Annotated in this window: 17 protein-coding genes; 10 read left to right on the top strand and 7 right to left on the bottom strand. The window is 65.8% G+C overall.

The window, feature by feature from the left end; translation table 11 throughout:
• Positions 1-62 precede the first annotated feature (62 nt).
• Both AC25M7_RS13105 and AC25M7_RS13110 read left to right on the top strand, forming a co-directional pair.
• Entirely contained in the window at positions 63-479 is a 417-nt protein-coding gene (locus tag AC25M7_RS13105; protein WP_028691091.1) for a Spy/CpxP family protein refolding chaperone, read from the top strand.
• Positions 480-491: 12 nt separating this feature from the next.
• The gene (locus tag AC25M7_RS13110; RefSeq protein ID WP_186596954.1) at positions 492-1,880 is read left to right on the top strand and encodes a sensor histidine kinase; all 1,389 of its coding nucleotides are present in this window, start codon (positions 492-494) and stop codon (positions 1,878-1,880) included.
• Between the two features lie 32 nt (positions 1,881-1,912).
• Here the strand turns inward: AC25M7_RS13110 and AC25M7_RS13115 are convergent, their stop codons facing one another.
• Positions 1,913-2,470, bottom strand: a complete 558-nt coding sequence (locus AC25M7_RS13115) for a nitroreductase family protein (protein WP_028691093.1) — start codon at positions 2,468-2,470, stop codon at positions 1,913-1,915.
• A gap of 181 nt (positions 2,471-2,651) precedes the next feature.
• On the opposite strand from AC25M7_RS13115, the gene AC25M7_RS13120 reads away from it, so the two are divergent.
• Positions 2,652-4,106: a TrkH family potassium uptake protein gene (locus tag AC25M7_RS13120; RefSeq protein ID WP_028691094.1), complete on the top strand. Its 1,455-nt coding sequence runs from the start codon at positions 2,652-2,654 to the stop codon at positions 4,104-4,106.
• Here AC25M7_RS13120 and AC25M7_RS13125 read toward each other — a convergent pair.
• Positions 4,063-5,109, bottom strand: coding sequence for an AraC family transcriptional regulator (locus AC25M7_RS13125; RefSeq protein ID WP_028691095.1), 1,047 nt, complete (start codon positions 5,107-5,109; stop codon positions 4,063-4,065). The two genes, AC25M7_RS13120 and AC25M7_RS13125, sit on opposite strands and share 44 nt — an antisense overlap.
• Before the next feature lie 154 nt (positions 5,110-5,263).
• Here AC25M7_RS13125 and AC25M7_RS13130 point away from each other — a divergent pair, with 154 nt between their 5' ends.
• Positions 5,264-5,575, top strand: a complete 312-nt coding sequence (locus AC25M7_RS13130) for an Mpo1-like protein (protein ID WP_028691096.1) — start codon at positions 5,264-5,266, stop codon at positions 5,573-5,575.
• Positions 5,576-5,677: 102 nt separating this feature from the next.
• On the top strand, positions 5,678-6,262 hold the full coding sequence (locus AC25M7_RS13135) for an HD domain-containing protein (RefSeq protein ID WP_028691097.1): 585 nt from the start codon (positions 5,678-5,680) through the stop codon (positions 6,260-6,262).
• Positions 6,263-6,278: 16 nt separating this feature from the next.
• Here AC25M7_RS13135 and AC25M7_RS13140 read toward each other — a convergent pair whose 3' ends face one another.
• Positions 6,279-7,094: a UDP-2,3-diacylglucosamine diphosphatase gene (locus AC25M7_RS13140; RefSeq protein ID WP_486971127.1), complete on the bottom strand. Its 816-nt coding sequence runs from the start codon at positions 7,092-7,094 to the stop codon at positions 6,279-6,281.
• Positions 7,095-7,218: 124 nt separating this feature from the next.
• Between AC25M7_RS13140 and AC25M7_RS13145 the strand changes: the two genes are divergently transcribed.
• Complete coding sequence (locus tag AC25M7_RS13145; RefSeq protein ID WP_028691099.1) at positions 7,219-8,013, top strand: helix-turn-helix transcriptional regulator; 795 nt, start codon at positions 7,219-7,221, stop codon at positions 8,011-8,013.
• 58 nt (positions 8,014-8,071) lie between these two features.
• Positions 8,072-8,959 carry a DMT family transporter gene (locus AC25M7_RS13150; RefSeq protein ID WP_028691100.1) on the top strand — a complete coding sequence of 296 codons (888 nt, stop codon included), beginning with the start codon at positions 8,072-8,074 and terminating at the stop codon, positions 8,957-8,959.
• Here AC25M7_RS13150 and AC25M7_RS13155 read toward each other — a convergent pair whose 3' ends face one another.
• Positions 8,960-9,241 carry an Rdx family protein gene (locus AC25M7_RS13155; protein ID WP_028691101.1) on the bottom strand — a complete coding sequence of 94 codons (282 nt, stop codon included), beginning with the start codon at positions 9,239-9,241 and terminating at the stop codon, positions 8,960-8,962.
• Positions 9,242-9,307: 66 nt separating this feature from the next.
• Between AC25M7_RS13155 and AC25M7_RS13160 the strand changes: the two genes are divergently transcribed.
• Positions 9,308-11,494, top strand: a complete 2,187-nt coding sequence (locus AC25M7_RS13160) for a patatin-like phospholipase family protein (protein ID WP_182324955.1) — start codon at positions 9,308-9,310, stop codon at positions 11,492-11,494.
• Between the two features lie 94 nt (positions 11,495-11,588).
• Here AC25M7_RS13160 and AC25M7_RS13165 read toward each other — a convergent pair whose 3' ends face one another.
• Positions 11,589-12,026 carry a MarR family transcriptional regulator gene (locus AC25M7_RS13165; protein ID WP_028691103.1) on the bottom strand — a complete coding sequence of 146 codons (438 nt, stop codon included), beginning with the start codon at positions 12,024-12,026 and terminating at the stop codon, positions 11,589-11,591.
• 138 nt (positions 12,027-12,164) lie between these two features.
• Positions 12,165-14,312 (bottom strand): DNA helicase RecQ, encoded by a 2,148-nt coding sequence (recQ, locus tag AC25M7_RS13170; RefSeq protein ID WP_028691104.1) that lies wholly within the window; start codon positions 14,310-14,312, stop codon positions 12,165-12,167.
• A 244-nt stretch (positions 14,313-14,556) separates the two neighbouring features.
• On the opposite strand from recQ, the gene AC25M7_RS13175 reads away from it, so the two are divergent.
• Positions 14,557-15,144: a YecA/YgfB family protein gene (locus AC25M7_RS13175; protein ID WP_028691105.1), complete on the top strand. Its 588-nt coding sequence runs from the start codon at positions 14,557-14,559 to the stop codon at positions 15,142-15,144.
• A gap of 8 nt (positions 15,145-15,152) precedes the next feature.
• Complete coding sequence (locus AC25M7_RS13180) at positions 15,153-15,515, top strand: YbaN family protein (protein ID WP_028691106.1); 363 nt, start codon at positions 15,153-15,155, stop codon at positions 15,513-15,515.
• Positions 15,516-15,689: 174 nt separating this feature from the next.
• On the opposite strand, the gene AC25M7_RS13185 is transcribed toward AC25M7_RS13180, so the two are convergent.
• Positions 15,690-22,799, bottom strand: a complete 7,110-nt coding sequence (locus AC25M7_RS13185) for a retention module-containing protein (RefSeq protein ID WP_486971128.1) — start codon at positions 22,797-22,799, stop codon at positions 15,690-15,692.
• Between the last annotated feature and the right edge of the window lie 290 nt (positions 22,800-23,089).

Genomic DNA, 23,089 nt, shown 5'->3' on the forward strand with positions numbered 1-23,089 from the left:
GACCTTGATCTCCCTAGACTGGGCTCATCCGGTAACCGCCGGCCCCTGAAAGGAGAGACACCATGCGCAAGACCCTGATCGCCCTGATGTTCGCCGCCGCCCTGCCGACCGTGGCCATGGCCATGCCTGACGGCGGCCCGCGCCACGACGGCCCCCATCATCGCGGTGACGCGCCTTTCGCCCAGCTGGACCTGAGCCGCGACCAGCGCCAGCAGATCGGCAAGCTGATGGGCGAGCAGATGCAGCAGCGCCGCGACATCACCGAGCGCTACATGGCCAAGCTGCCGGCCGCCGAGCAGAAAGCGATGAAGGACGAACTCAAGGCCAGCCACGACAAGACCGACGGCCAGATCCGCGCCCTGCTCAAGCCCGAGCAGCAGAAGAAGTTCGACGAATTGCAGAAGGAACGCGCAGCGCGCAAGGCCGAATGGAAGGAGTTCCAGGCCTGGAAGGCTGAAAAAGCCGGCAAGGCCCAGTAAGCTGTCAGCCCGATGCCCGGCCCGCGCCCCCGCGGGCCGGGCTTTCGCCCTTTCTCGGAGGTGCTCGTCTTGCGTTCACTGTTCTGGCGCATCCTGGCCAGCTTCTGGCTGGCCATCGCCCTGGTCGCCGGGCTGTCGATCCTGCTCGGGCACATGCTCAACCAGGACACCTGGATCCTCAGCCGCCATCCGGGCCTGAACAACTTGGCCAGTCACTGGGCCCAACACTATGAACAGGACGGCCTGGAGTCGTCACAGCGCTTCCTGGAGCGACGCAAGCAGCGCTACAAGATCGACGTGCAGGTGCTCGACGACAGCGGCGATGCCGTGGTGCCCGGTACCTTCCCGCGCCGCGCCGCCGCCTTCGAGGCGCGCCAGCACAACGACGAGCGCCGCCTGCCCTGGCGCCGCCTGACCGAGGAATACACCAGCCCCACCAGCGGCGAGACCTATCTGCTGATCTACCGCATTCCCCACCCCGAACTGGCCGCCTGGCACCGCGAGAGCCTGATCTGGCCGCTCAGCGCCCTGGGGATCGCCCTGGTGGTACTGACCCTGTTCAGCCTGCTGGTCACCCTGTCGATCACCCGACCGCTCAGCCGCCTGCGCGGCGCGGTGCACGACCTTGGACAGACCAGTTACCAGCAGAACAGCCTGGCGCGGCTGGCAGTGCGCCGCGACGAGTTCGGCGTGCTGGCCAACGATTTCAACAAGATGGGCGCGCGCCTGCAGAGCCTGATCGGCAGCCAGCGCCAGCTGCTGCGCGATGTATCCCACGAATTGCGCTCGCCGCTGGCGCGGCTGCGCATCGCCCTGGCCCTGGCCGAACGCGCCGAACCGCAGCAGCGCCAGGCCCTGTGGCCGCGGCTGACCCGCGAGTGCGATCGTCTGGAAGACCTGATCAGCGAGATCCTGGTGCTGGCCCGGGTCGATGCCGACCAGGCCCATGCCGAGCCCGTTGACCTCAATGCCTTGCTGGGCGGCGTGCGCAAGGACGCCCAACTGTCAGCGCCGGAACAGGACGTGCGACTGGAGGCGCAGGCAGGCCTGACCTTGCACGGCTGGCCGACCTTGATCGAACGGGCGGTGGACAATTTATTGCGCAATGCCCTGCGCTTCAATCCGGCCGGGCAGCCGATCGAGGTGCATGCCCGCCGCGAACAGGATCGCATCGTGCTGAGCGTGCGCGATCATGGGCCGGGGGTGGCGGCAGAGCACCTGGCGCAGTTGGGCGAGCCGTTCTTCCGGGCGCCGGGGCAGGAGGCGCCGGGGCATGGCCTGGGGCTGGCGATTGCGCGCAAGGCGGCTGAGCGCCATGGCGGAAGCCTGGTGCTGGGCAATCATCCGCAGGGTGGGTTCATTGCGACGCTGGCGCTTCCCTGCAACCTCAGTGCTGGCTGACAAATCGCGGGGCCGCAGAGCGGCCCCAATGCTCACTCGCCCCAGGCGCTGACGTACCGCGCCGTCTCCAGGACCGGCGCCGTGCGCGGCTCGCCCATCGGCGTGCCGACATACAGGTAGCCGACCACCTCTTCACTCGCCTCAAGGCCCAAGCCCTCGTGCACATGGGCGTCGTACGCCATGTCGCCGGTGCGCCACACGGCGCCGATACCCTGGGCGTGGGCGGAAACGAGGATGCCGTGGGCGGCGCAGCCGGCGGCCAGGCGCTGCTCGATCTTCGGCACCTTGAAATGATCCTGCAAGCGGGCGATCACCACGATCAGCAACGGCGCCCGCAGCGGCATCGCCCGGGCCTTGTCCAGCGCGGCCGGAGTGGCATCGCCCTTGGCCTGCACCGCCTCGGCGAACAGCTCGCCGAGCTTCTCGCGGCCCTGCCCCTCGATAGTCAGGAAGCGCCAGGGACGCAACTGGCCATGGTCCGGCGCACGTAGCGCGGCCTGGAACAGGGCCTCGCGCTGGGCGGCATTGGGCGCCGGTTCAGTCAGGCGTGGCACGGAAACACGGTTGAGCAATGCGTCGAGAGCCTCCACGGGCTACCCTCCTGGCAGATTGGAAGTGCGGCCATTCTGCACCATAGCGCCGCCCTTGTGGGAGCGGGATTGCCCTGTCGCAGGAGCAGCAGCGCTTCCATGACACGCTCAATCGTACGTTTACATCACCTCCCCCACAGGTAGAATGACGCCCTTTCCGTAGCGAGTCAGAGCAGATCACATGGCGTTGCCGACCTTAAGGATCATTGGTTTCATCATCGGCATCTTCCTGATCACCCTGGCAGTGAGCATGGTGGTGCCCATGGCGACCCTGGTGGTCTTCGAGCGCACCGGCGACATGCCGTCGTTCCTCTGGTCGAGCCTGATCACCTTCCTCGCCGGGCTCGGCCTGGTCATCCCCGGCCGCCCCGAGCACGTGCACCTGCGTCCCCGCGACATGTACCTGCTGACCGTCAGCAGCTGGCTGGTGGTCTGCGTGTTCGCCGCCCTGCCGTTCCTGCTGACGCAACACATCAGCTACACCGACGCCTTCTTCGAAAGCATGTCTGGCATCACCGCCACCGGCGCCACCGTGCTCAGCGGCCTGGACACCATGTCGCCGGGTATCCTGATGTGGCGCTCGATGCTGCACTGGCTGGGCGGCATCGGCTTCATCGGCATGGCGGTGGCGATCCTGCCGCTGCTGCGCATCGGTGGCATGCGCCTGTTCCAGACCGAGTCCTCGGACCGTTCGGAAAAGGTCATGCCGCGCTCGCACATGGTCGCCAAGTCGATCGTCGCGGTGTATGTCGGCATCACCGTGCTCGGCAGCCTGGCGTTCTGGTGGGCGGGGATGAGCCCATTCGACGCGATCAACCACGCCATGTCGGCGATCTCCACCGGCGGGTTCTCCACCTCCGACCAGTCCCTGGCCAAATGGGACATCCCTGCGGTGCACTGGGTCGCGGTGGTGGTGATGATTCTCGGCAGCGTGCCGTTCACCCTGTACGTGGCCACCCTGCGCGGCCACCGCAAGGCACTGATCAAGGACCAGCAGGTGCAGGGCCTGCTGGCCATGCTGGTGGCCACCTGGCTGGTGCTCGGCACCTGGTACTGGGCCACCACCGACCTGCACTGGCTCGACGCCCTGCGTCACGTGGCGCTGAACGTCACCTCGGTGGTCACCACCACCGGCTTCGCCCTGGGCGACTACAGCATGTGGGGCAACTTCTCGCTGATGCTGTTCTTCTACCTGGGCTTCGTCGGCGGTTGCTCGGGCTCCACCGCCGGCGGCATCAAGATCTTCCGCTTCCAGGTCGCCTACATCCTGCTCAAGGCCAACCTCAACCAGCTGATCCACCCGCGGGCGGTGATCAAGCAGAAGTACAATGGCCATCGCCTCGACGAAGAGATCGTGCGTTCGATCCTGACCTTCTCGTTCTTCTTCGCCATCACCATCTGCATCATCGCCCTGCTGCTGTCACTGCTGGGCGTGGACTGGATGACCGCGCTGACCGGCGCCGCCGGCACGGTGTCGGGTGTAGGCCCCGGGTTGGGCGAGGTGATCGGCCCGGCCGGCAACTACGCCAGCCTGCCGGACGCGGCCAAGTGGATCCTCTCCGGCGGCATGCTGCTGGGCCGCCTGGAGATCATCACGGTGCTGGTGTTGTGCATGCCGGCGTTCTGGCGTCACTGACCGACAACCGCGTGCGGTACTCGCTCGGGGTGGTGTCGAACCAGCGGCGGAACGCCCGGTAGAAGTTGCTCGGATCGGCGAAACCCAGCAGGTAGGCGGTCTCCAGCAAGGTGGTGCCGGGCTGGGCCAGGTACTGCTCGGCCAGTTCGCGGCGGGTGTCGTCGAGCAGGGTCTGGAAGCTGGTGCCCTCGTCCTGCAGACGTCTTTGCAAGGTGCGCTGCGACAGGTGCAGGGCCTGGGCCACGGTCTCGCGCTTGGGCTCGCCCTGGGGCAGGATGCGGCACAGCACCTGGCGCACGCGGTGGGTCACGCGGCTTTCCGAGAAGCGCGCCAGGTATTCCCCGGCAAAGCGATCATGCAGCACCGCCATCGCCTCGTTGGCGGTCGGCAGCGGCGCCTCCATGTCGGCACGCTCGAGCACCAGCGCGTCATGGGGCGCGCCAAACACCAGCGGTGCATGGAACGCCACCTTGTACGGCTCGACATTCTTCGGCTGGCCGCCCTGGATCAGTACCCGCCGCGGCTGGATCGGCCGCCCGCTGAGCCAGGTGCACAGGGCCAGGGCACAGGCCAGGGAGGCCTCGGCGCTGTGCCGGGTCGGTGGCAGGTGATCGCCATGCACGGTCAGCACCAGGGCGTAGCCGTCCGGCTCGAGGCGAAAGCTCAGGTCCGAGCTCTCGGCGATGATCCGCTGGTAGCGCACCAGGCGCTCGAAACCCTCGGCCAGGGTGCGGCTGGACATCAGCGCATAACCCACCACATGGAACGAGGCCGGTCGCACCACCCGGGCCATGTTCAGGCCGATGGCCTCATTGCCCGACAACTCGACCGCCAACTGCCACAGCCGGGTCATCGAATCCTGGGTGAATCGCGCATCGGGGTCGTCGAGGGCGGAAAAGTCGAGCCCTAGTTGCTTGAACATGGCCGGACAATCGAGCCCTTCCAGCTCGAGTGCCTTGACGATCCCTGATGCCCAGCTGGCTGACGTGGTTCTCTCACTCATGACAGGCTCTTGTGCTGACCGCTCCTGCGGTGAACCGAAAGGATACTCAATTGGCGCCTATTGTCACTGGCCACTGCCCCCAATGACTCTAGACTCGATTCAGGCTCCACGCCGTGTATCCTGTAAGCACGACCCGCAGATCCGGAAACCCGCCATGACCCGCACAGCGCAGTTCCGCAGTTTTGCCGAGTTCTATCCCTACTACCTGGGCGAGCACAGCAACGCCACCTGCCGTCGCCTGCACTTCGTCGGCACCAGCCTGGTGATCGCCCTGCTCGCCTACAGCATCGGCAGCGGCCAGTGGCTGTTGCTGCTGACCGTGCCGCTGGCCGGCTACGGCTTCGCCTGGGCCGGGCATTTCTTCTTCGAGAAGAACCGGCCGGCCACCTTCACCCATCCCTGGTATAGCCTGGTCGGCGACTTCGCCATGTTCCGCGACATCCTGCTGGGCCGGCTCAGCCTCTGAATCGGCCCGCAAGGCCAGGTTCGCGTCCCGGCCGGCCACTGCCAAAGCCCGCGCCCTGGCCAACACTGCCAGGCATGCCCCCGACACGAGTGGCCCGCGGCGATGAACAAGCAAGCGAATTTCAGCCACATGCGCGACGGCACCGCCCAGGACTGGGCAATCATTGCCGACGACTTTCGCGCCTATGCCCAGCAGTTGCCCCAGCGCATCCTCGCCCACCTGCGCCTGCTCGATGGCGACTTCGGCGGTTTTCCCATCGATCGCCTGAGCCACTCGCTGCAGACCGCCACCCGCGCCTACCGTGACGGCCGCGACGAGGAGTACGTGGTCTGCGCCCTGCTGCATGACATTGGCGACACCCTCGGCAGCTACAATCACCCGGATATCGCCGCAGCGATCCTCAAGCCCTTTGTCAGCGCCGAGAACCTGTGGATGGTCGAGAAGCACGGGATCTTCCAGGGCTACTATTTCTTTCACCACCTAGGCATGGATCGCCACCTGCGCGAGCAGTTCAGCGATCACCCGCAATACCAACGGACCATCGAGTTCTGCGCGCGCTACGACGCGGCGGCATTCGACCCCGAGTACCCGAGCCTGCCGCTGTCGTTCTTCGAGCCGATGATGGAGCGGCTGTTCGCCCGGCCCAGGCAGTCGATCTACAAGACAGCCCTGAAAGCGTCGGCCTGACCGGCAGGGACGGCGATCAAGCCGGTTCACCAAGCTCCGCCAGGCGCGACGCGGCTTCCCGCGCCTGCGCCTCGGCGAACCGGTACAGCTCGATCCGCCCGTCCCAGTGCTCGATCAGCGCCGTGCACGACTCCACCCAATCACCGCAGTTGAGGTACTCCACCTCGCCCACCCGACGAATCTCGGCATGGTGGATATGCCCGCACACCACGCCCTGGAAGCCACGCCGGGTGCACTCGTGGGCGATGGCGTCTTCAAAATCGCTGATGAAGTTCACCGCCCCCTTGACCTTGTGCTTGAGGTACGCCGACAACGACCAATAACCGTAGCCATAACGGGCGCGCCAGTGGTTGAGCCAGCGGTTGAGCACCAGGGTGAATTCGTAGGCCCGGTCGCCGAGAAACGCCAGCCAGCGGTGGTAGCGGGTGATCACGTCGAACTGGTCGCCGTGGATCACCAACAGCCGCCGGCCATCGACGGTGAGGTGCTCGGCTTCGTCCACCAGCTGGATATTGCCCAGGATCAGTTTCGAGTAGCGGCGCAGGAACTCGTCATGGTTACCGGTGACGTAGATCACTTCGGTACCGCGCTTGCTCAGGGTCAGCAGGCGGCGGATGACGTTGGTGTGAGCCTGGGGCCAGTAGATGCCGCCGCGCAGTTTCCAGCCGTCGATGATATCGCCGACCAGGTAGATGCGCTCGGCCTGGTAGCCCTTGAGAAAATGCGCGAGGTGTTCGGCCTTGCAATCCCGGGTGCCCAGGTGCACATCGGAAATCCACAGGGTGCGGACACGCAGCTTGCGTGACGGGCGAAGGGGTTCGGCGTGGGTCATGGGCAGGCTCCGGCGCTGTTTGCTGGAGACTGGCAGGCACCGGTGACAGATTGGTGGCAGGTGCATGACCATCCTGCGTCCGCCTTGAGGTGTACACTCTTCACCTGCTTCGTGAGGACTCACCATGACCGCCGCCCCCCTGCTTTCGCTGCGCCATTATCGCCACGACCTGATCGCCCACAGCCACGACCACTCGCAACTGGTGTTCGGCCTGGGCGGACGCCTGGATTTCGAGGTGGATGGCCGCGGCGGCAGGGTCGGTCGCCAGGACCTGATGGTGGTGCCTGCCGGTGCCCACCACACCTGCGGCAGCCCCGAGGGTAGCCACTGCCTGGTGCTGGACGTGCCAGGCGGGCACTGGCTTGGCGAGCACCTGGGCGAGCACGCCGACAACAGCCGCCGCCTGCTCGACCGCCCCGGCCCCCTGGGCCTGGACAGCCGCCAGCAGCAGTTGGTGGACTGGCTGGCGGCAAGCCCGGTGGACGACCCGCTGATTGCCCGCCAAGGCGCGGTGCTGTTGCTGGCCAGCCTCAACCCGCAGGTCGGTGCCCCGGTACTGGCCAGCAGGCGCCTGCCCTATGCCGCCTTCGACCGGCATATCGAGCAGCACGCCGCCTATCCATTGCAGGTCGCCGATCTGGCGCGGCTGGCCGGGCTTTCCAGCGCGCGACTGCATGCGCGTTTTGCCAGCGAGCGCGGTATGACGCCGATGGACTATATCCGTGAGCGGCGGTTGGCGATGGCCCGGCGACTGTTGCGTGAAACGCTGTTGCCGGTGGGTGAGGTCGCGGCGCGGGTGGGGTATGGCTCGCAGAGTGCCTTCAGCGCGGCGGTGATGCGGGCGTTCGGCTGCACGCCGCTGGCGTTGCGGCGCGAGTCTGGCGACAACGGGCGCGAGGTGGGCGACAGACACAGCTAGACCGGGCTCTTACACTGAGCGCCAGGATCTTCTCTCCCTGCGAATGCAAAGGACCACCATGAACCACCGCACCGCCCTCGGCGCCCTGCATATCGGCGCGCTGTTCTTCGGCCTGACCGGCGTCTTCGGCAAGCTGGCCGCCAGCGCCAGCCCCTCGATCATCGTCTTCGGCCGCGCCCTGTTCGCGGTGCTGGCCCTGACCCTGTTCGCCGGCCTGGCGCGCCAGGCCTGGCAGCCGCTGCGCGGCCAGGACCTGCGCCGCCTGCTGCTGGGCGGCGCGCTGCTGGCCGGGCACTGGGTGAGCTTCTTCATCGCGGTCAAGGTCGGCGGCGTGGCCATCGCCACTCTCGGTTTCGCCAGCTTCCCGGCCTTCACCGTGATCCTCGAGGGCCTGCTGTTCCGTGAACGCATCCGCCGCAACGAAGCGCTGCTGGTGCTGCTGGTGAGCATTGGCCTGGTGCTGGTCACCCCGGCCTTCGACCTGGCCAGCGAAGCCACCGGCGGGCTGCTCTGGGCGCTGCTCTCGGGCCTGCTGTTCTCGCTGCTGTCGCTGACCAACCGCGCCGGTTCCGGGCGCCTGCCCGCCGTGCAGGCAGCGCTGTGGCAGAACCTGGTGGTGAGCCTGTGCCTGCTGCCGTTCGCCGCGCCCGGCCTGGACGCGGTGACGCCGCTGGACTGGCTGTGGATCGCCCTGCTCGGCGTTTTCTGCACCGGCGTCGCCCACAGCCTGTTCGTCGCCAGCTTGGCGGTGATCAAGGCGCGCACAGCCGCGGTAGTGTTCGGCATGGAGCCGGTGTACGGCATCGCCGTGGCCTGGGTGGTGTTCGCCGAACAGCCGACCCTGCGCATGCTCGCCGGCGGCGCCTTGATCATCTTCGCCATCGTGCTGTCCAGCCGCCTGGCCGCCGAGCAACCCGCCCGCCAGCCACAGCCCGAAAGCGCCTGATCAGCGATCGTTGTGGCCCAGGTCGCGCTGCGGATCGATCTGGTCGCGCACCCGCTGCTTGAGCACCTTGGCCTCGGGGAAGCCGCCGTCGGCCTTGCGTTCCCAGATCTGCACGCCGTCGCAGGTGATGCGGAACACCCCGCCGGTTCCAGGCTCCAGCGCCACCCGGCCGAGGTCGTCGGCAAAGGTGCTGAGCAGTTCCTGGGCCAGCCAGGCGGCGCGCAGCAGCCACTGGCACTGGGTGCAATAGGTAATGACGATTTGTGGCTTGCTGTCTGCCATGTAGGGAAACTCAGTAGGAAGGGCCGCTTATACTAGCGGTCTTTATCCTCTGGTTTGAGACTCACGATGCGCCGCCTGCTGTACTGCCTCCTGCTGATGCTCACCTCCTTCGCTGTGCTTGCCGCCGAGACGGCACGGCCGAAGATCGGCCTGGTACTGTCGGGCGGCGCCGCCCGCGGCCTGGCCCATATCGGCGTGCTCAAGGCCCTGGAGGAACAGGGCGTGCGCATCGACGCCATCGCCGGCACCAGCATGGGCGCGGTGGTCGGCGGGTTGTACGCCTCGGGCTACAGCATCGCCGAGCTGGAAAAGCTGGCCACCACGCTGGACTGGCAGCAGGCGCTGTCCGATGCGCCGCCGCGCAAGGATGTGCCGTTCCGACGCAAGCAGGACGACCGCGACTTCCTGGTCAAGCAGAAGCTGAGCTTTCGCGACGATGGCAGCCTGGGCCTGCCGCTGGGGGTGATCCAGGGCCAGAACCTGGCCCTGCTGCTGGAAAGCAAGCTGGCCCACACCGCCGACATTCGCGACTTCGACAAGCTGCCAATCCCCTTCCGCGCCGTGGCCACCGACATCACCAGCGGCGAGAAGGTGATCTTCCGCCGCGGCCACCTGCCCCAGGTGATCCGTGCCAGCATGTCGATCCCGGCGGTGTTCGCCCCGGTGGAGTTGGACGGCCGGCTGCTGGTGGATGGCGGCATGACCGACAACATCCCGGTGGATGTGGTGCGCGAAATGGGCGTGGACCTGGCCATCGTCGTCGACATCGGCACCCCGCTGCGCAACCGCAAGCAACTGGCCACGGTGGTGGACGTGCTCAACCAGTCGATCACCCTGATGACCCGGCGCAACTCCGAGGAACAACTGGCCAGCCTGCGCCGCGAAGACATCCTGGTACAGCCACCGCTGTCGGCCTTCGGCGTTACCGATTTCGGCCGCGCCCGGGACATGATCGACGCCGGCTACCGCGCCACCCGTGCCCTCGACCCGCGCCTGGCGGCGCTGCGCCAGCCCGAGGGCGACAGCAACCTGGCGGTGGCGCGCTCGCCGAAACAGCGCACGCCGATCATCACCGCCATCCGCGTGGAGAACGACTCCAAGGTCAGCGACGATGTGATCCGCTACTACATCCGCCAGCCCGTCGGCGAGCCGCTGGATCTCGGCCGCCTGCAGACCGACATGGGCACCCTCTACGGCCTGGACTACTTCGACCAGGTGCAATACCGCGTGGCGCACAAGGGCGACGAGCATACCCTGGTGATCAACGCCCGTGGCCGGCGTGGCGGCACCGACTACCTGCGCCTGGGCCTGAACCTGTCGGACGACTTGCGTGGCGACAGTGCCTTCAACCTCGGCGCCAGCTACCGGGTCAATGGCATCAACCGGCTCGGCGGCGAATGGCTGACCCGCGCGCAGATCGGCGACGAGCAGGAACTGTACAGCGAGTTCTACCAGCCCCTGGACGTGGGCTCGCGCTACTTCGTCGCCCCTTACCTGGCCTTGGGCTCGCAGAACGTCGAGGCGACCCTGGACAACGACCCGGTGGCCGAGTACCGCCTGGAACGCTATGGCTTCGGGCTCAATCTCGGCCGGCAGATCGGCACTTACGGCGAGGTGCGCCTGGGCGTGGGCAAGGCCTGGGGCAACGCCGAGGTGCGCATCGGCGACCAGGACCTGCCCAAGGTCAGCTTCAACGAGGGGTTCTACGAGCTCAAGTACTCGTTCGACACCTTCGACAACGTCTACTTCCCCCACAGTGGCGAGGACATCGGCCTGACCGTGCGCAAGTACGACAAGTCACTGGACTCGGACCAGAACTACCGGCAGTGGCTGTTCAACCTGGACAAGGCCTTCAGCAGCGGGCCGAACACCCTGGTGCTGGGCGGCAGGTATGGACGTACGCTGGATGACGCCGAGGTGGTCACTTCAAGCTTCGTGTTCGGCGGCGCCCGACAGCTGTCGGGCTTTCGCCAGGACTCGATCTCGGGGCAGAACATGAGCCTGCTGCGCATGGTCTATTACCGCCGCCTGACGCCACGGGCCTACCTGCCCCTGGACTTCCCGTTGTACCTGGGTGGCTCGCTGGAGCGTGGGCGGGCGTGGAACAACGACAATGAGTTCGACAGTGGCTATATCAATGCGGCGAGCATCTTCCTGGGGCTGGAAACGCCGCTGGGGCCGTTGAACCTGAGTTATGGGGCCAACGATGCCCATGAGAAGGCGGTGTACCTGAACCTGGGGCACACCTTCTAGAACGATCGCGGGGCAAGCCCGCTCCCACAAGTCATGCAGACAATTGCGCAAGCAGACTCGTGGGAGCGGGCTTGCCCCGCGATTGATGAAGGGTTCAGGACTTCTCGAGATTATCGAGAATCTTCGCATGCACGCGCATGCACACTTCCATGTCGGCCTCGTCTATGCCGGTGAACAGCTCGAGGCGCAAGGCGTTGGCGATGGTCTCGATCTGATCGATCAGCGGCTTGGCCGGCGGGCACAGCAGGATCTTCTTGGCCCGGCGGTCTTCCATCACCGCCTGGCGGCGTACCAGCCCCTGGCTCTCGAGGCTGTCGAGCAAGCGCGCCAGGGTCGGGCCTTCGACGCCCACGCTCTGGGCCAGCTCACGCTGGGTCGGCGCCTCGTCGAACCTGGCCAGGTGCAACAGCACCAGCCAACGGGCTTGCGACAGGTTGAGCCCGGCCAGGCGTCGGTCCAGTTCGGCACGCCAGCCCCGAGACATCTGGGCCAGCTGCATGCCGAAGCGGTGTTGGTTGTCGGTCAGGGGCATAAGCAACTCAATGAATAGAACTAATTATTAGCCAGCTAATCATGGCCCGGCCAATCAGGCAAGGTTCGGCGCCTCGGAAATTGCTGATAATCATGTAAGGGTATGACAAAGGTCAGCAATTGGCGCAAATGCCGGCAATCACAAGCCGAACTCCACCGCCAGCGCCGCCCGTACGCAATGCAGGACGCCTTCCGGCACCCGCTGGCCAAACAGCGGCGCCACGCCGGACACCGGCGGCAACTCGCCCTCGCCGTCGAGGAAGGCGTCCTGCACCTCCATCATCAGCTCCTCCGGCAGGTCCAGGGCCTGCTCCAGGCTCAGTTCCTGGCGGCCGATGGCCTCGGCCAGCAAGCTGTAGACGTTCTTCTCGGTGCAGTTCAGTTGCCCGGCGATCTGCGCCGGGGTCATGCCGGCGCGGGCCAGGCTGACCAGTTCGTGGCGCAGGTCGAGCACCACCTTCGGCGCCTCCTCGGTGCCGCCGGCGCCGTTGAGCACCTCGAGGAAGGCCTGGCCGTAGCGCTCCAGCTTGCGCGCGCCGACACCGCTGACCTGGGCCATGTCGCTGAGGCTGGTGGGCATGCTGCGCAGCATCTCCAGCAGCGTCGAGTCGGGGAAGATGACGTAGGGCGGCACGCTGTGCTCTTCGGCCAACTTGCGCCGCAAGGTACGCAGCGCTTCCCATAGTTCGCGCTCCTCGGCGCGCACCAGTTGGCTGGCCGGGCTGCCGCCACTGCCGCCGGAGGCCTTGGCCGCGATCTGCGGCTTGAGGTCGCGGCGCAGTTGCAGGTTCACCTCGCCGCGCAGCAACGGCCGGCAGCTGTCGGACAGGCGCAGGCCGCCATAGCCTTCCAGGTCGATATCCACCAGGCCACGGGCCACCAGCTGGCGGAACAGCGAGCGCCATTCGGCCTCGGCCAAGGCCTTGCCGACGCCGAACACCGAGAGTTTCTCGTGGCCGAAATTACGTACTTTTTCGGTGTCCTTGCCCAGCAGCACATCGACCAGGTGGCCGACGCCGTAGCGCTGGCCGGTGCGGAACACCGCCGACAGCGCCTGACGGGCAGGTTCGGTGGCGTCCCAGGTCTGCACATTGTCGACACAGTTGTCGCAATGCCCGCACGGCTGATCGAGCACTTCGTCGAAGTAGGCCAGCAACGACTGGCGACGGCAGCGGGTCTCCTCGCACAGCGCCAGCATGGCGTCGAGCTTGTGCTGCTCGATACGCTTGTGGCGCTCGTCGCCCTCGGAGTTCTGCAGCATCTGCTTGAGCATCACCATGTCCTGCAGGCCGTAGGCCATCCAGGCATCCGAGGGCAGACCGTCACGGCCAGCGCGGCCGGTCTCCTGGTAATAGGCCTCGAGTGACTTGGGCAGGTCAAGGTGGGCGACGAAGCGCACGTTGGGCTTGTCGATGCCCATGCCGAAGGCGATGGTCGCGACCATGATCAGTCCTTCCTCATTGAGGAAGCGGTGCTGGTTGGCGGCGCGGGTCTCGGCGGCCAGGCCTGCGTGGTACGGCAGCGCCGGGAAGCCCTGGTCGCACAGGAAGGCGGCGGTCTCGTCGACCTTCTTGCGCGACAGGCAATAGACAATGCCGGCGTTGCCGCGGCGCTCGCCGAGGAACGCCATCAACTGCTTGCGCGGCGATTCCTTGGGCACGATGCGGTAGAAGATGTTCGGCCGGTCGAAGCTCGACAGGAAGCGCTCGGCGCCCTGCAGGTGCAGGCGCTGGACGATCTCCTCGCGGGTGCGCATGTCGGCGGTGGCGGTCAAGGCGATGCGCGGCACATGCGGGAATAGCTCGGCGAGCTGGCCCAGTTGCAGGTACTCGGGACGGAAGTCATGACCCCACTGCGACACGCAGTGAGCCTCGTCGATGGCGAACAGGGCAATATCCAGGCCGCGCAGGAAATCCAGCATGCGCGGCTGGACCAGACGCTCAGGGGCCAGGTAGAGCATCTTCACCTCGCCACGGCGCAGGCGCCCGGCCAGGTCGCGCTGCTGCTCGGCGCTGAGGGTGGAGTTCAGCGCCGCGGCGGCCACGCCCAGCTCGTCGAGGGTGGCGACCTGATCGTCCATCAGCGCGATCAGCGGCGACACCACCACGGTCAGGCCCGGGCGCAGCAGGCCAGGTACCTGGAAGCACAACGACTTGCCACCACCGGTGGGCATCAGCACCAGGGCGTCGCCGCCGCCTGCCACACATTCGATGATCGCTGCCTGGCGCCCGCGGAAACTGTCGTAACCGAAGACATCCTTGAGGACGCGCTGAGCCTGTTCGAGCATTTGCCACTCCAAAATCGCCGTACCATCCTGGACTCAGGCTGGACGATAAATCCGCCGCGCACACATCGAATGCGTAAGCGGTTTTTGCCAGATGGCAGGAAAACGCCACCAGAGCACGAAAAACTGCGGAGTATACCCGACTGCCCCACCCCCGGCATGCCCCGCGGACAGACGTTCCCTTTGCCCCGCAGCCGCCGCAAGGTGCTAGAATTCACTATCGTTTATTCCCCAAGGTAGCCCTGTAATGTCCTTCGCCGAGCAACTGACCCGCCTGCAAGCCTTCCTCGACGCCGATGAGCTGCACGAAGAAGCGCTGGACTACGTCGCCGCCCACGGCTACCTGACCGCGCTGTCGATCTGCTCCGAGGAAGTTCCAGAACGCGAATGGATCGACGCGCTGTTCGCCGAAGAACCGCACTATGCCAGCGATGCCCAGCGCACCGAGATCGAGGCCACCCTGGTCGCGCTCAAGGCGCACATCGCCCGCCAACTGGCCAGCGACGAAGAATTCGACCTGCCCTGCGAGCTGGACCTGACCGACGAGCCGGACGATTCCGACCTGCGCGGCTGGTGCATCGGTTTCATGGAGGGCGTGTTCCTGCGTGAAGAGGCCTGGTTCGAGAACGCCGAGGAAGAAGTCAGCGAAATGCTGCTGCCGATCATGGTCGGCTCGGGCCTGTTCGACGAGCAGCCGGAGTTCGCCGACATCGCCGGTAACGCCAACCTGCAGGACGACATGATCGTGCAGATCCCCGAGGCGCTGAGCGCCCTGTTCCTGCTGCTGCACGCCCCCGAAGAGAAACCTGCCCTGCTCAAGCCGCGCCACCACTGATCGACGTGGTGCGCTACCTGCTGCTGGCCGCCGGCTGGCTCAGTGTCGCGCTCGGGGTGGCGGGGATCTTCCTGCCGGTACTGCCCACCACCCCGTTCCTGCTGCTGGCGGCGGCCTGTTTCGCCCGCAGCTCGCCGCGCTTTCACCACTGGCTGGTGAATCATCCGAAACTCGGGCCATGGATCCGCGACTACCTCAGCGGCGAGGGAATTCCGCTGCGGGGCAAGGTTTATGCGATCGGCCTGATGTGGGCCAGCATCGGACTGTCCTGCTACCTGGTGCCGTTGTTCTGGGCACGAGTGTTCATGCTGACCAGCGCGGTGCTGGTCAGTACCTGGATCCTCAGGCAGAAGACCCTGCAGCGACCGTAGCGAGCACAATACTCACCCTGTGGGAGCGGCCTTGCGTCGCGATAGGGCCGCGAAACGGCCCCACCGAACTTTGCATCAACGCTGAAATCCTGGGGCCGCTCTGCGGCCCTTTCGCGACGCAAGGCCGCTCCCACAGGGAAACGCGCAACGCCCTATCGTCAGCAAGACAGCCGCTTACACCGTATCCACCTTCAACGAATGGTCATTGAGCATGCCGGTGATGATGGTCGCCGTGTCATGCCCCGCCGCGATCACCCCGCCTGCTCCGGCCGCGACCCCGTAGTGCTGCGCCAGGTCCACCCCGGCCAGGTCGATGGTCTGGGTCGGCGCCGCGCCGGCGACGCTGCTGACTTCGATGGTCGACACCACGTTGACGCCGCTGCCACTGACCTTGAAGTGCAGGTAGTCATCCAGCGACGCGCTGGTGGCGTTCTCGCCCTGCAGCAGTTGCGACAGGTCCAGCCGATCGCTGCCCGGGGTGAAGTCGGTCACGGTGTCGTGCCCGGTATCGCCCTTCTGCCAGACGAAGGTATCGTTGCCGCTGCCACCGGTGAGGGTGTCATCGCCGCGCCCGCCGATCAGGATGTCATTGCCGGCACCGCCCCTGAGCACATCGTTGCCCGCACCACCGTTGAGCAGGTTGTCGCCGTCGTTGCCGGTCAGGGTGTCGTTGTAGTCCGAACCGATCAGGTTCTCGATGCCGTTAAGGGTATCCAGCCCCGCGCCGACGGTGTTCTGCTGGCCGACATGGCTCAGGTCGACGGTCACGCCACTGGTTGCCCTGGCATAGCTGGCGGTGTCGTTGCCGGCGCCGCCGTCGAGCAGATCATTGCCCGGACCGCCGATCAGCAGGTCGTCGCCATCGCCGCCATACAGGCTGTTGTTGCCTGCGCCGGCCACCAGCACATCGTTGCCGGCGCCGCCGTGCAGGATGGTGTCACCCGCCCCGGCCAGCAGCACATCGTCCCCTGAGGTACCGGTGAGGGTATTGCCGGCCTGGTAGGTGATATCCACCGCTCCAGTGGCCGTGCCGCCATGGTTGTCACTGACGGTGTAACTGCCGTGGTAGTCGTCGTTGCTGGCGTTGCTGTAGTCCACCACCAGGCTCAGCTTGTAGTTCTCGGCGGCCTTGCTGTTGCCCGAGGTGTTCTCGGTGTTGATCACATGGATGCTGTACACCCCGTCATGGCTAGCCGTGAAGCTGCCGCCATCGGCAATGGTCTGGTAACTGCCGCCGGCGTCCTTCCACTCCATCAGCAGGTTGCCGGCGGGCCGGTCATGGTCGAGGGTCAGGGTCTCGCCCTTGCGCAGGGTGACCGTCAGGGTGTCCTCGTCGTTGGCGTTGGCGCTGCTGATCGAGCCCAGGTAACCGGCCACCACCAGGGCGGCGGTCATGCTGCCATTGAGGCTGGTGAACTCGCTGCGGGCCAGGTCGCGCAACTGGTTCTCGGCCTTGTTGGCGGTGGCGTTGAAGGTGATGGTCTGGGCCTGCGTACCCGCCGTGAAGCCCGCGCCCTTGTCGGCGAAGTTGGTGTTGAACGTAGTTGGCGCGGCACTCAGGGTATCGTGGTCCGGATCGCTGTCATTGGCCAGCAAGGCCTCGGCCGGCACACTCAGGGTGGCGCCCTTGATGTTGGTGATGATGTGGTCGGCGCCGGCGACCGGCGCGCCATTGCCATTGATGTTCACCGTCAGGCTAGCGCTGCGGGTATCGCCGTCGTTGTCGCTGGCGGTAAAGCCGAACTTCTCTACCTGGCCGCTGCCGTTGTCCTTCGGCGGTGTGTAGGTGAACTCGCCGCTGTCCATGTTCACCACCAGGGTACCGCCCAGGCCGGTCTTGATATTCAGGCTGTTGCTCACGGTGTCGAACGAGGCCTTGTCCACCCCGCCACTGACCGCATAGCCGCCCTGCCCGCCATTGGCCTTCGGATCATAGGTGTAGGTAGTGCCGTCCACCAGCAGCGCCTTGATGAAGCCGCCGTCGGCCCCGAAGTCGCCGCCGCTCATCAGGCTGCCGGTGATCGGCGCGCCCTGCACCGTGCCGGAGAGCACCGCACTCAGCTGGCTGAGGTCGGTGACCACCACCGAGTTGGTGTCGGTATGGCTGCTGCCGTCGTAGGCCAGCGGATTGAGGTTGCCTTCGTTGACGCCGCTGCCCATGCCGATGGCGTAGGACTTGATGCCGTTGTTGTCGAGGAAGGTTTCCCAGGCAGCCTCGCGCGGCGCTGTCATGGCGTGGCCGTTGGTGGGCTCGCCGTCGGAGAAGAAGTAGCTGATGTTCTGCGCACCCACCAGCTTGCCGGTGGTGGCGAAGGCTTCCTGGGCCTTGGTGGCCGCCGAGTCGTAGTAGGTCGAGCCGCCGGGATTGAGCCCGGCGATCAGGCTCTTGGCCTCGCTGATGGAGACCCACACGGGTGTCTTGATCTCGGCGCCGGTGCCGAAAGTGACGATCTGCACCTTGATGTCGCCCATCTCGTCGTACTTGTCGAGCAAGGTATTGATGGCCTGCTTGGCCAGCTCCAGGCGGGTCAACCCCGGCACGCCGGAGCTTGCGGCCATGCTGCTGGACACATCCACCACCAGCAGAATGTTGGAGTCCACCTGGCCGGGCGTGATACTGCGCACCGCGCACTGTACCGTCGGCACATCGTCGACGATGTTGATGGCGATGGTGCTGGTGACAGTGTTGCCCAGGGCGTCGGTGGCCTTGTAGGTGAAGTACTCGTTGATGGTGTTGGCCCCGTCGTTGGCGCCACCCGGGGTCTTCGGCGCCGAGGTCAGGGTGTAGGTGTAGGAGCCGTCGCCGTTGAGCTGGATCTGGCCGTACTGGCCCACGGCATTGCCGACCAGGCTGTAGGTCAGGGCGCCGACGCCACCATGCACCGAGCCGACCAGGCTGCCGGAGGCCGTCTCGCCGGTGGAGTTCGGATCGCTGCCGGTCACGCTGCCGGCGGCCAGGTCGTTGCCATCCTTGTGCAGGTCCAGGGCTTTTTCGTAGACGGTGACGTCGTTGTCCTCGCACGCCACCAGCTTGCTGTCCTGGACATTGATGCGGATGGTCGTGGTGCTCTCGTCGCCATCGGCGTCGCGGATGGTGTAGACGAAGCTGTCGGTTGCCCCGGTGGGCGGCACGCTATTGGGATTGGCGTGGTAGGTGGCGTTGCCCTGGCTGTCCAGGGTCAGGTAGCCATACTGGCCGACGATCGTATCGCCGACATGGCCGATGGCTGACGTCGAGGTGTCGGAGCCTGCTCGCACGCCGACCACGTATTGTCCGTCGGCACGTACATCGGCGCCGACCACATCGTTATCCAGCACGTTGCCGCTGACACTGGCGCCTTCCGTGACCGAAGCCACATCGCAATGGGCCTTGGGCACATCGTCGACGATGCTGACCACGATGGTGCTGGTGGTGGTGTTGCCGAGCGAGTCCTTGACTTGGTAGGTGAAGCTCTCGGTGACCACATTCGGGCCGTCGTTGGCATGGTTGGGCGAGTTCGGCGCCGAGGTCAGGGTGTACGTGTAAGTGCCATCGCCGTTCAGCTGGATCTGGCCGTACTGCCCGGTGGCGTTGCCCACCAGGGTGAAGGTCAGGGCGCCGACGCCGCCACTGACCGAGCCGGCCAGCGAGCCGCTGGTGGTTTCCGTGGTGGCATGCGGATCGCTGCCGGTGACCGTGCCGGCGGCCAAGTCGTTGCCATCCTTGGTCAGGTCCAGGGCTTTCTCGTAGACCTTGGCCGTGTCGTCCGGGCAGGCGACCAGCGAGATATCGTGCACGTCGATGGTGATGGTCGTCGTGCTCTCGTCGCCATCGGCATCGCGGATGGTATAGACAAATACATCGGTGGCACCGGGCGGCGCCACGCTGTCGGGGTTGGCGTGGTAGGTGGCGTTGCCCTGGGCGTCGAGGGTCAGGTAGCCGTACTGCCCAACCACATTGCTGCCCAGCTGGCCGATGGCCGAGGTCGAGGTGTCGGCGCCTGCGCGCACGCCGACCACGTACTTGCCATCGGCCGGCACATCCGCGCCGATCACATCGTTGACCAGCACGTTGCCGCTGACCGTGCCGCCTTCATAGACGTTGGCGAAGTCGCTGTGGGCCTTGGGTACGTCGTCGACGATGCTGATCACGATGGTACTGGTGGTGGTGTTGCCCAGCGAATCCTTCACCTGGTAGGTGAAGGTTTCCGTCAGCACGTTCGGCCCATCGTTGACATGATTCGGCGAATTTGGCGCCGAGGTCAGGGTGTAGGTGTAGGAGCCATCGGCGTTCAGAAGGATCTGGCCGTACTGGCCGGTGGCGTTGCCGACCAGGGAAAAGGTCAAGGCGCCCACTCCGCCACTGATGGAGCCGGCCAGCGATCCGCTGGCCGTCTCGCCTGTGGCGCCAGGATCGCTGCCGGTGACATTGCCACCGGCCAGGTCATGGCCGTCCTTGATGAGATCGAGCGCCTTCTCATAGACGGTCACGCCGCTGTTGGGACCCGCAATGAGCGAACAGTCGTGCACGCTGATGGTGATGGTGGTGGTGCTCTCATCGCCATCGGCATCGCGGATGGTGTAGACAAACACATCCGTGGCACCGGCCGGCGCCACGCTGTCGGGGTTGGCGTGGTAGGTGGCATTGCCTTGGGCGTCGAGGGTCAGGTAGCCATACTGCCCAACCACATTGCTGCCCAACTGGCCGATGGCCGATGAGGACGTGTCGCTGCCCGCGCGCACGCCCACCACATACTTGCCGTCGGCCACCGTATCGGCACCACTCACATCGTTGACCAGCACGTTGCCACTGACCGTACCGCCTTCATAGACGTTGGCGAAGTCGCTGTCGGCCTTGGGCAGGTCATCGACGATATTGACGTCCAGCGAGCCACTGGCCGTGCTGCCGTCGGTATCCGTGGCCGTGACGGTGAAGTGCTCCGTGAGGCTGTTGGCGCCGTCGCCGTTGGCGTGGCTCTCGTTGTCCAGCAAGGTGTAGCTGTAGCTGATCACGCCCGTGGTGGGGTTGTAGCCGGTGATGGTCAGGGTATTGCCCAAGGCCGTGGTGATCGACTGCGGGAAGCTCGCCGCCACGCCGCCGCTGACCACGCTGATGCCGCCGACGCTCAAGGATTGCAGGCCATCCGGCGCGCTGACCGTGAAAGTGCCGCTCTGGGTCAGAGCACCCGGGTTCGGCGCGCTGCCATCGGCCAGGTTCTTCTCGTAGACGGTCAGTTCGCCACCGTTCACGTCCAGCCCGCCCAGGGTCACCGGGTCGTTGAGGTTGCTGACATTGAGGGTCAGGGTCGCGGTGCTGGTGTCGCCGTCGGCATCCTTCAGGGTGTAGGTGAAGGTCTCCACCCCATTACCACCGCCGTGCAGGTTCTTGAAGTCCGGGTCGTTGGTGTTGAGGGTGTAGGTGTAGGAACCGTCCGCCGCCAGCACCAGGGTGCCGTAGGTGCCAACGAAGGTACCGGCCACCACCGGACCGCTGGGGATACGGTCCGCTCCCTGGATGTCATTGCTCAGCACATTGCCGCTGAGTTCCACATGCTGTTCGGTGGCAGCGGTGGCATTGGTGTCGTTCACAGCCTTGGGCAGGTCATCGACAATATTGACGTCCAGCGAGCCACTGGCCGTGCTGCCGTCGGTATCCGTGGCCGTGACGGTGAAGTGCTCCGTGAGGCTGTTGGCGCCGTCGCCGTTGGCGTGGCTCTCGTTGTCCAGCAAGGTGTAGCTGTAGCTGATCACGCCCGTGGCCGGGTTGTAGCCGGTGATGGTCAGGGTATTGCCCAGGGCCGTGGTGATCGACTGCGGGAAGCTCGCCGCCACGCCACCGCTGACCACGCTGATGCCGCCGACGCTCAAGGATTGCAGGCCATCCGGCGCGCTGACCGTGAAAGTGCCGCTCTGGGTCAGGGCGCCCGGGTTCGGCGCGCTGCCGTCGGCCAGGTTCTTCTCGTAGACGGTCAGTTCGCCACCGTTCACGTCCAGCCCGCCCAGGGTCACCGGGTCGTTGAGGTTGCTGACGTTGAGGGTCAGGGTCGCGGTGCTGGTGTCGCCGTCGGCATCCTTCAGGGTGTAGGTGAAGGTCTCCACCCCATTGCCACCGCCGTGCAGGTTCTTGAAGTCCGGGTCGTTGGTGTTGAGGGTGTAGGTGTAGGAACCGTCCGCCGCCAGCACCAGGGTGCCGTAGGTGCCAACGAAGGTACCGGCCACCACCGGACCGCTGGGGATACGGTCCGCTCCCTGGATGTCATTGCTCAGCACATTGCCGCTGAGTTCCACCTGCTGCTCGGTGGCGGCGGTGGGATTGCTGTCGTTTACGGCCCGTGGCACATCGTCGCGGATGATCACGTCCAGGGACCCGCTGGCCACGTCGCCATCCGTATCGCTGACCAGCACCGGGAAATGCTCGCCCAGCGTGTTGGTACCCGCGCCGTCAGGGTGATGCTCGGCGCCGGTCAGGGTGTAGCTGTAGCTCACCACGCCGGTGGCCGGGTTGTAGCCGGTAATGGTCAGCACATTGCCGAGCCCGGTGACGATGGACTGCCCGACGCCCGTGACCACGCCCGCCGTGACCACATTGATGCCACCGACACTGAGGTTGAACACGCCGTCGGCAGCCACCACCGTGAAACTGCCGGCCTGTGTCAGCGCCGCAGGGTTGCTGGCCGAGCCCTGGGGCAGGTTGGCCTCGTCCAGGGTCAATTCGGCCGGGCTGACCTCCAGGCCAGTGAGGCTGACCGGATTGTCGACCACCGGCGTATTGGCTGGGAGCGGCCCGTCATCGTTGCCATCGAGGCCGCCAAGCTCGAGGTTGGCCAGCAGGGGGAAGCCATTGAATCCCGCGGTGGGGAAACCGATGGTGGGATCCACACGGGCGCCCACTTCAGTCAGTATCACGAAACTGTGGCCTCCGCCGAGCGCCCCCGAAACGCCTGAGGGGTTGCCACCCGCCGCCGTCGCTTCAGCGTCCTGCGTGGGGTCGGCACCTGCGGCAATGGCTTTTTGCAACTGCTCGACATCGCTGAGTTGGGCCTCGCTGGGCTGAGCATCAGGCGCCTGCACATGGGGAGCGCGATTGGCCAGCAGGTCGGTGGTCATCTCCAGGCTGCTGCCGCGACCCAGGGTCAGCTCCGCGCCATTGTGCAAACGCACCGCCACGGCGCCCTCGCTGCCGGTCTCGAGTTGTTCGCCGGCGAACAAGCGGTCGCCTTCCACCAACAGGCGGCGATGACCATCGTCGCCCACCGCGAATACCTGGCCGATCACCTTGCCGACTACACCGACTAATTTAGCCATGAGCGTACGCCTCCCCTGCCGATGGGCTTTTCGCAGATCAAGGCGTGCCGGGTAATGTGCGCAACGTTCCGAGTGCCATGGCTGGTGGATCGCTGCTGTCACGTTCGTGAGAAACCACGCTCCTTGTGACGACTGCCGCGATAGCGAAGAGGGCGAATGGCCATTATTAAGTGCCATTTTTTTGTCGCCAAATTCCGCTTTCGCCTTCCTCCCCTGTCTCCTTAGCTGCAAAAAATCTGGAACTTTCACAAAGGCCCGAAAATCGCCTGTCCCAGCCAATTCCCGTAACC

The sequence above is a fragment of the Pseudomonas sp. P106(2024) genome, assembly GCF_057480815.1.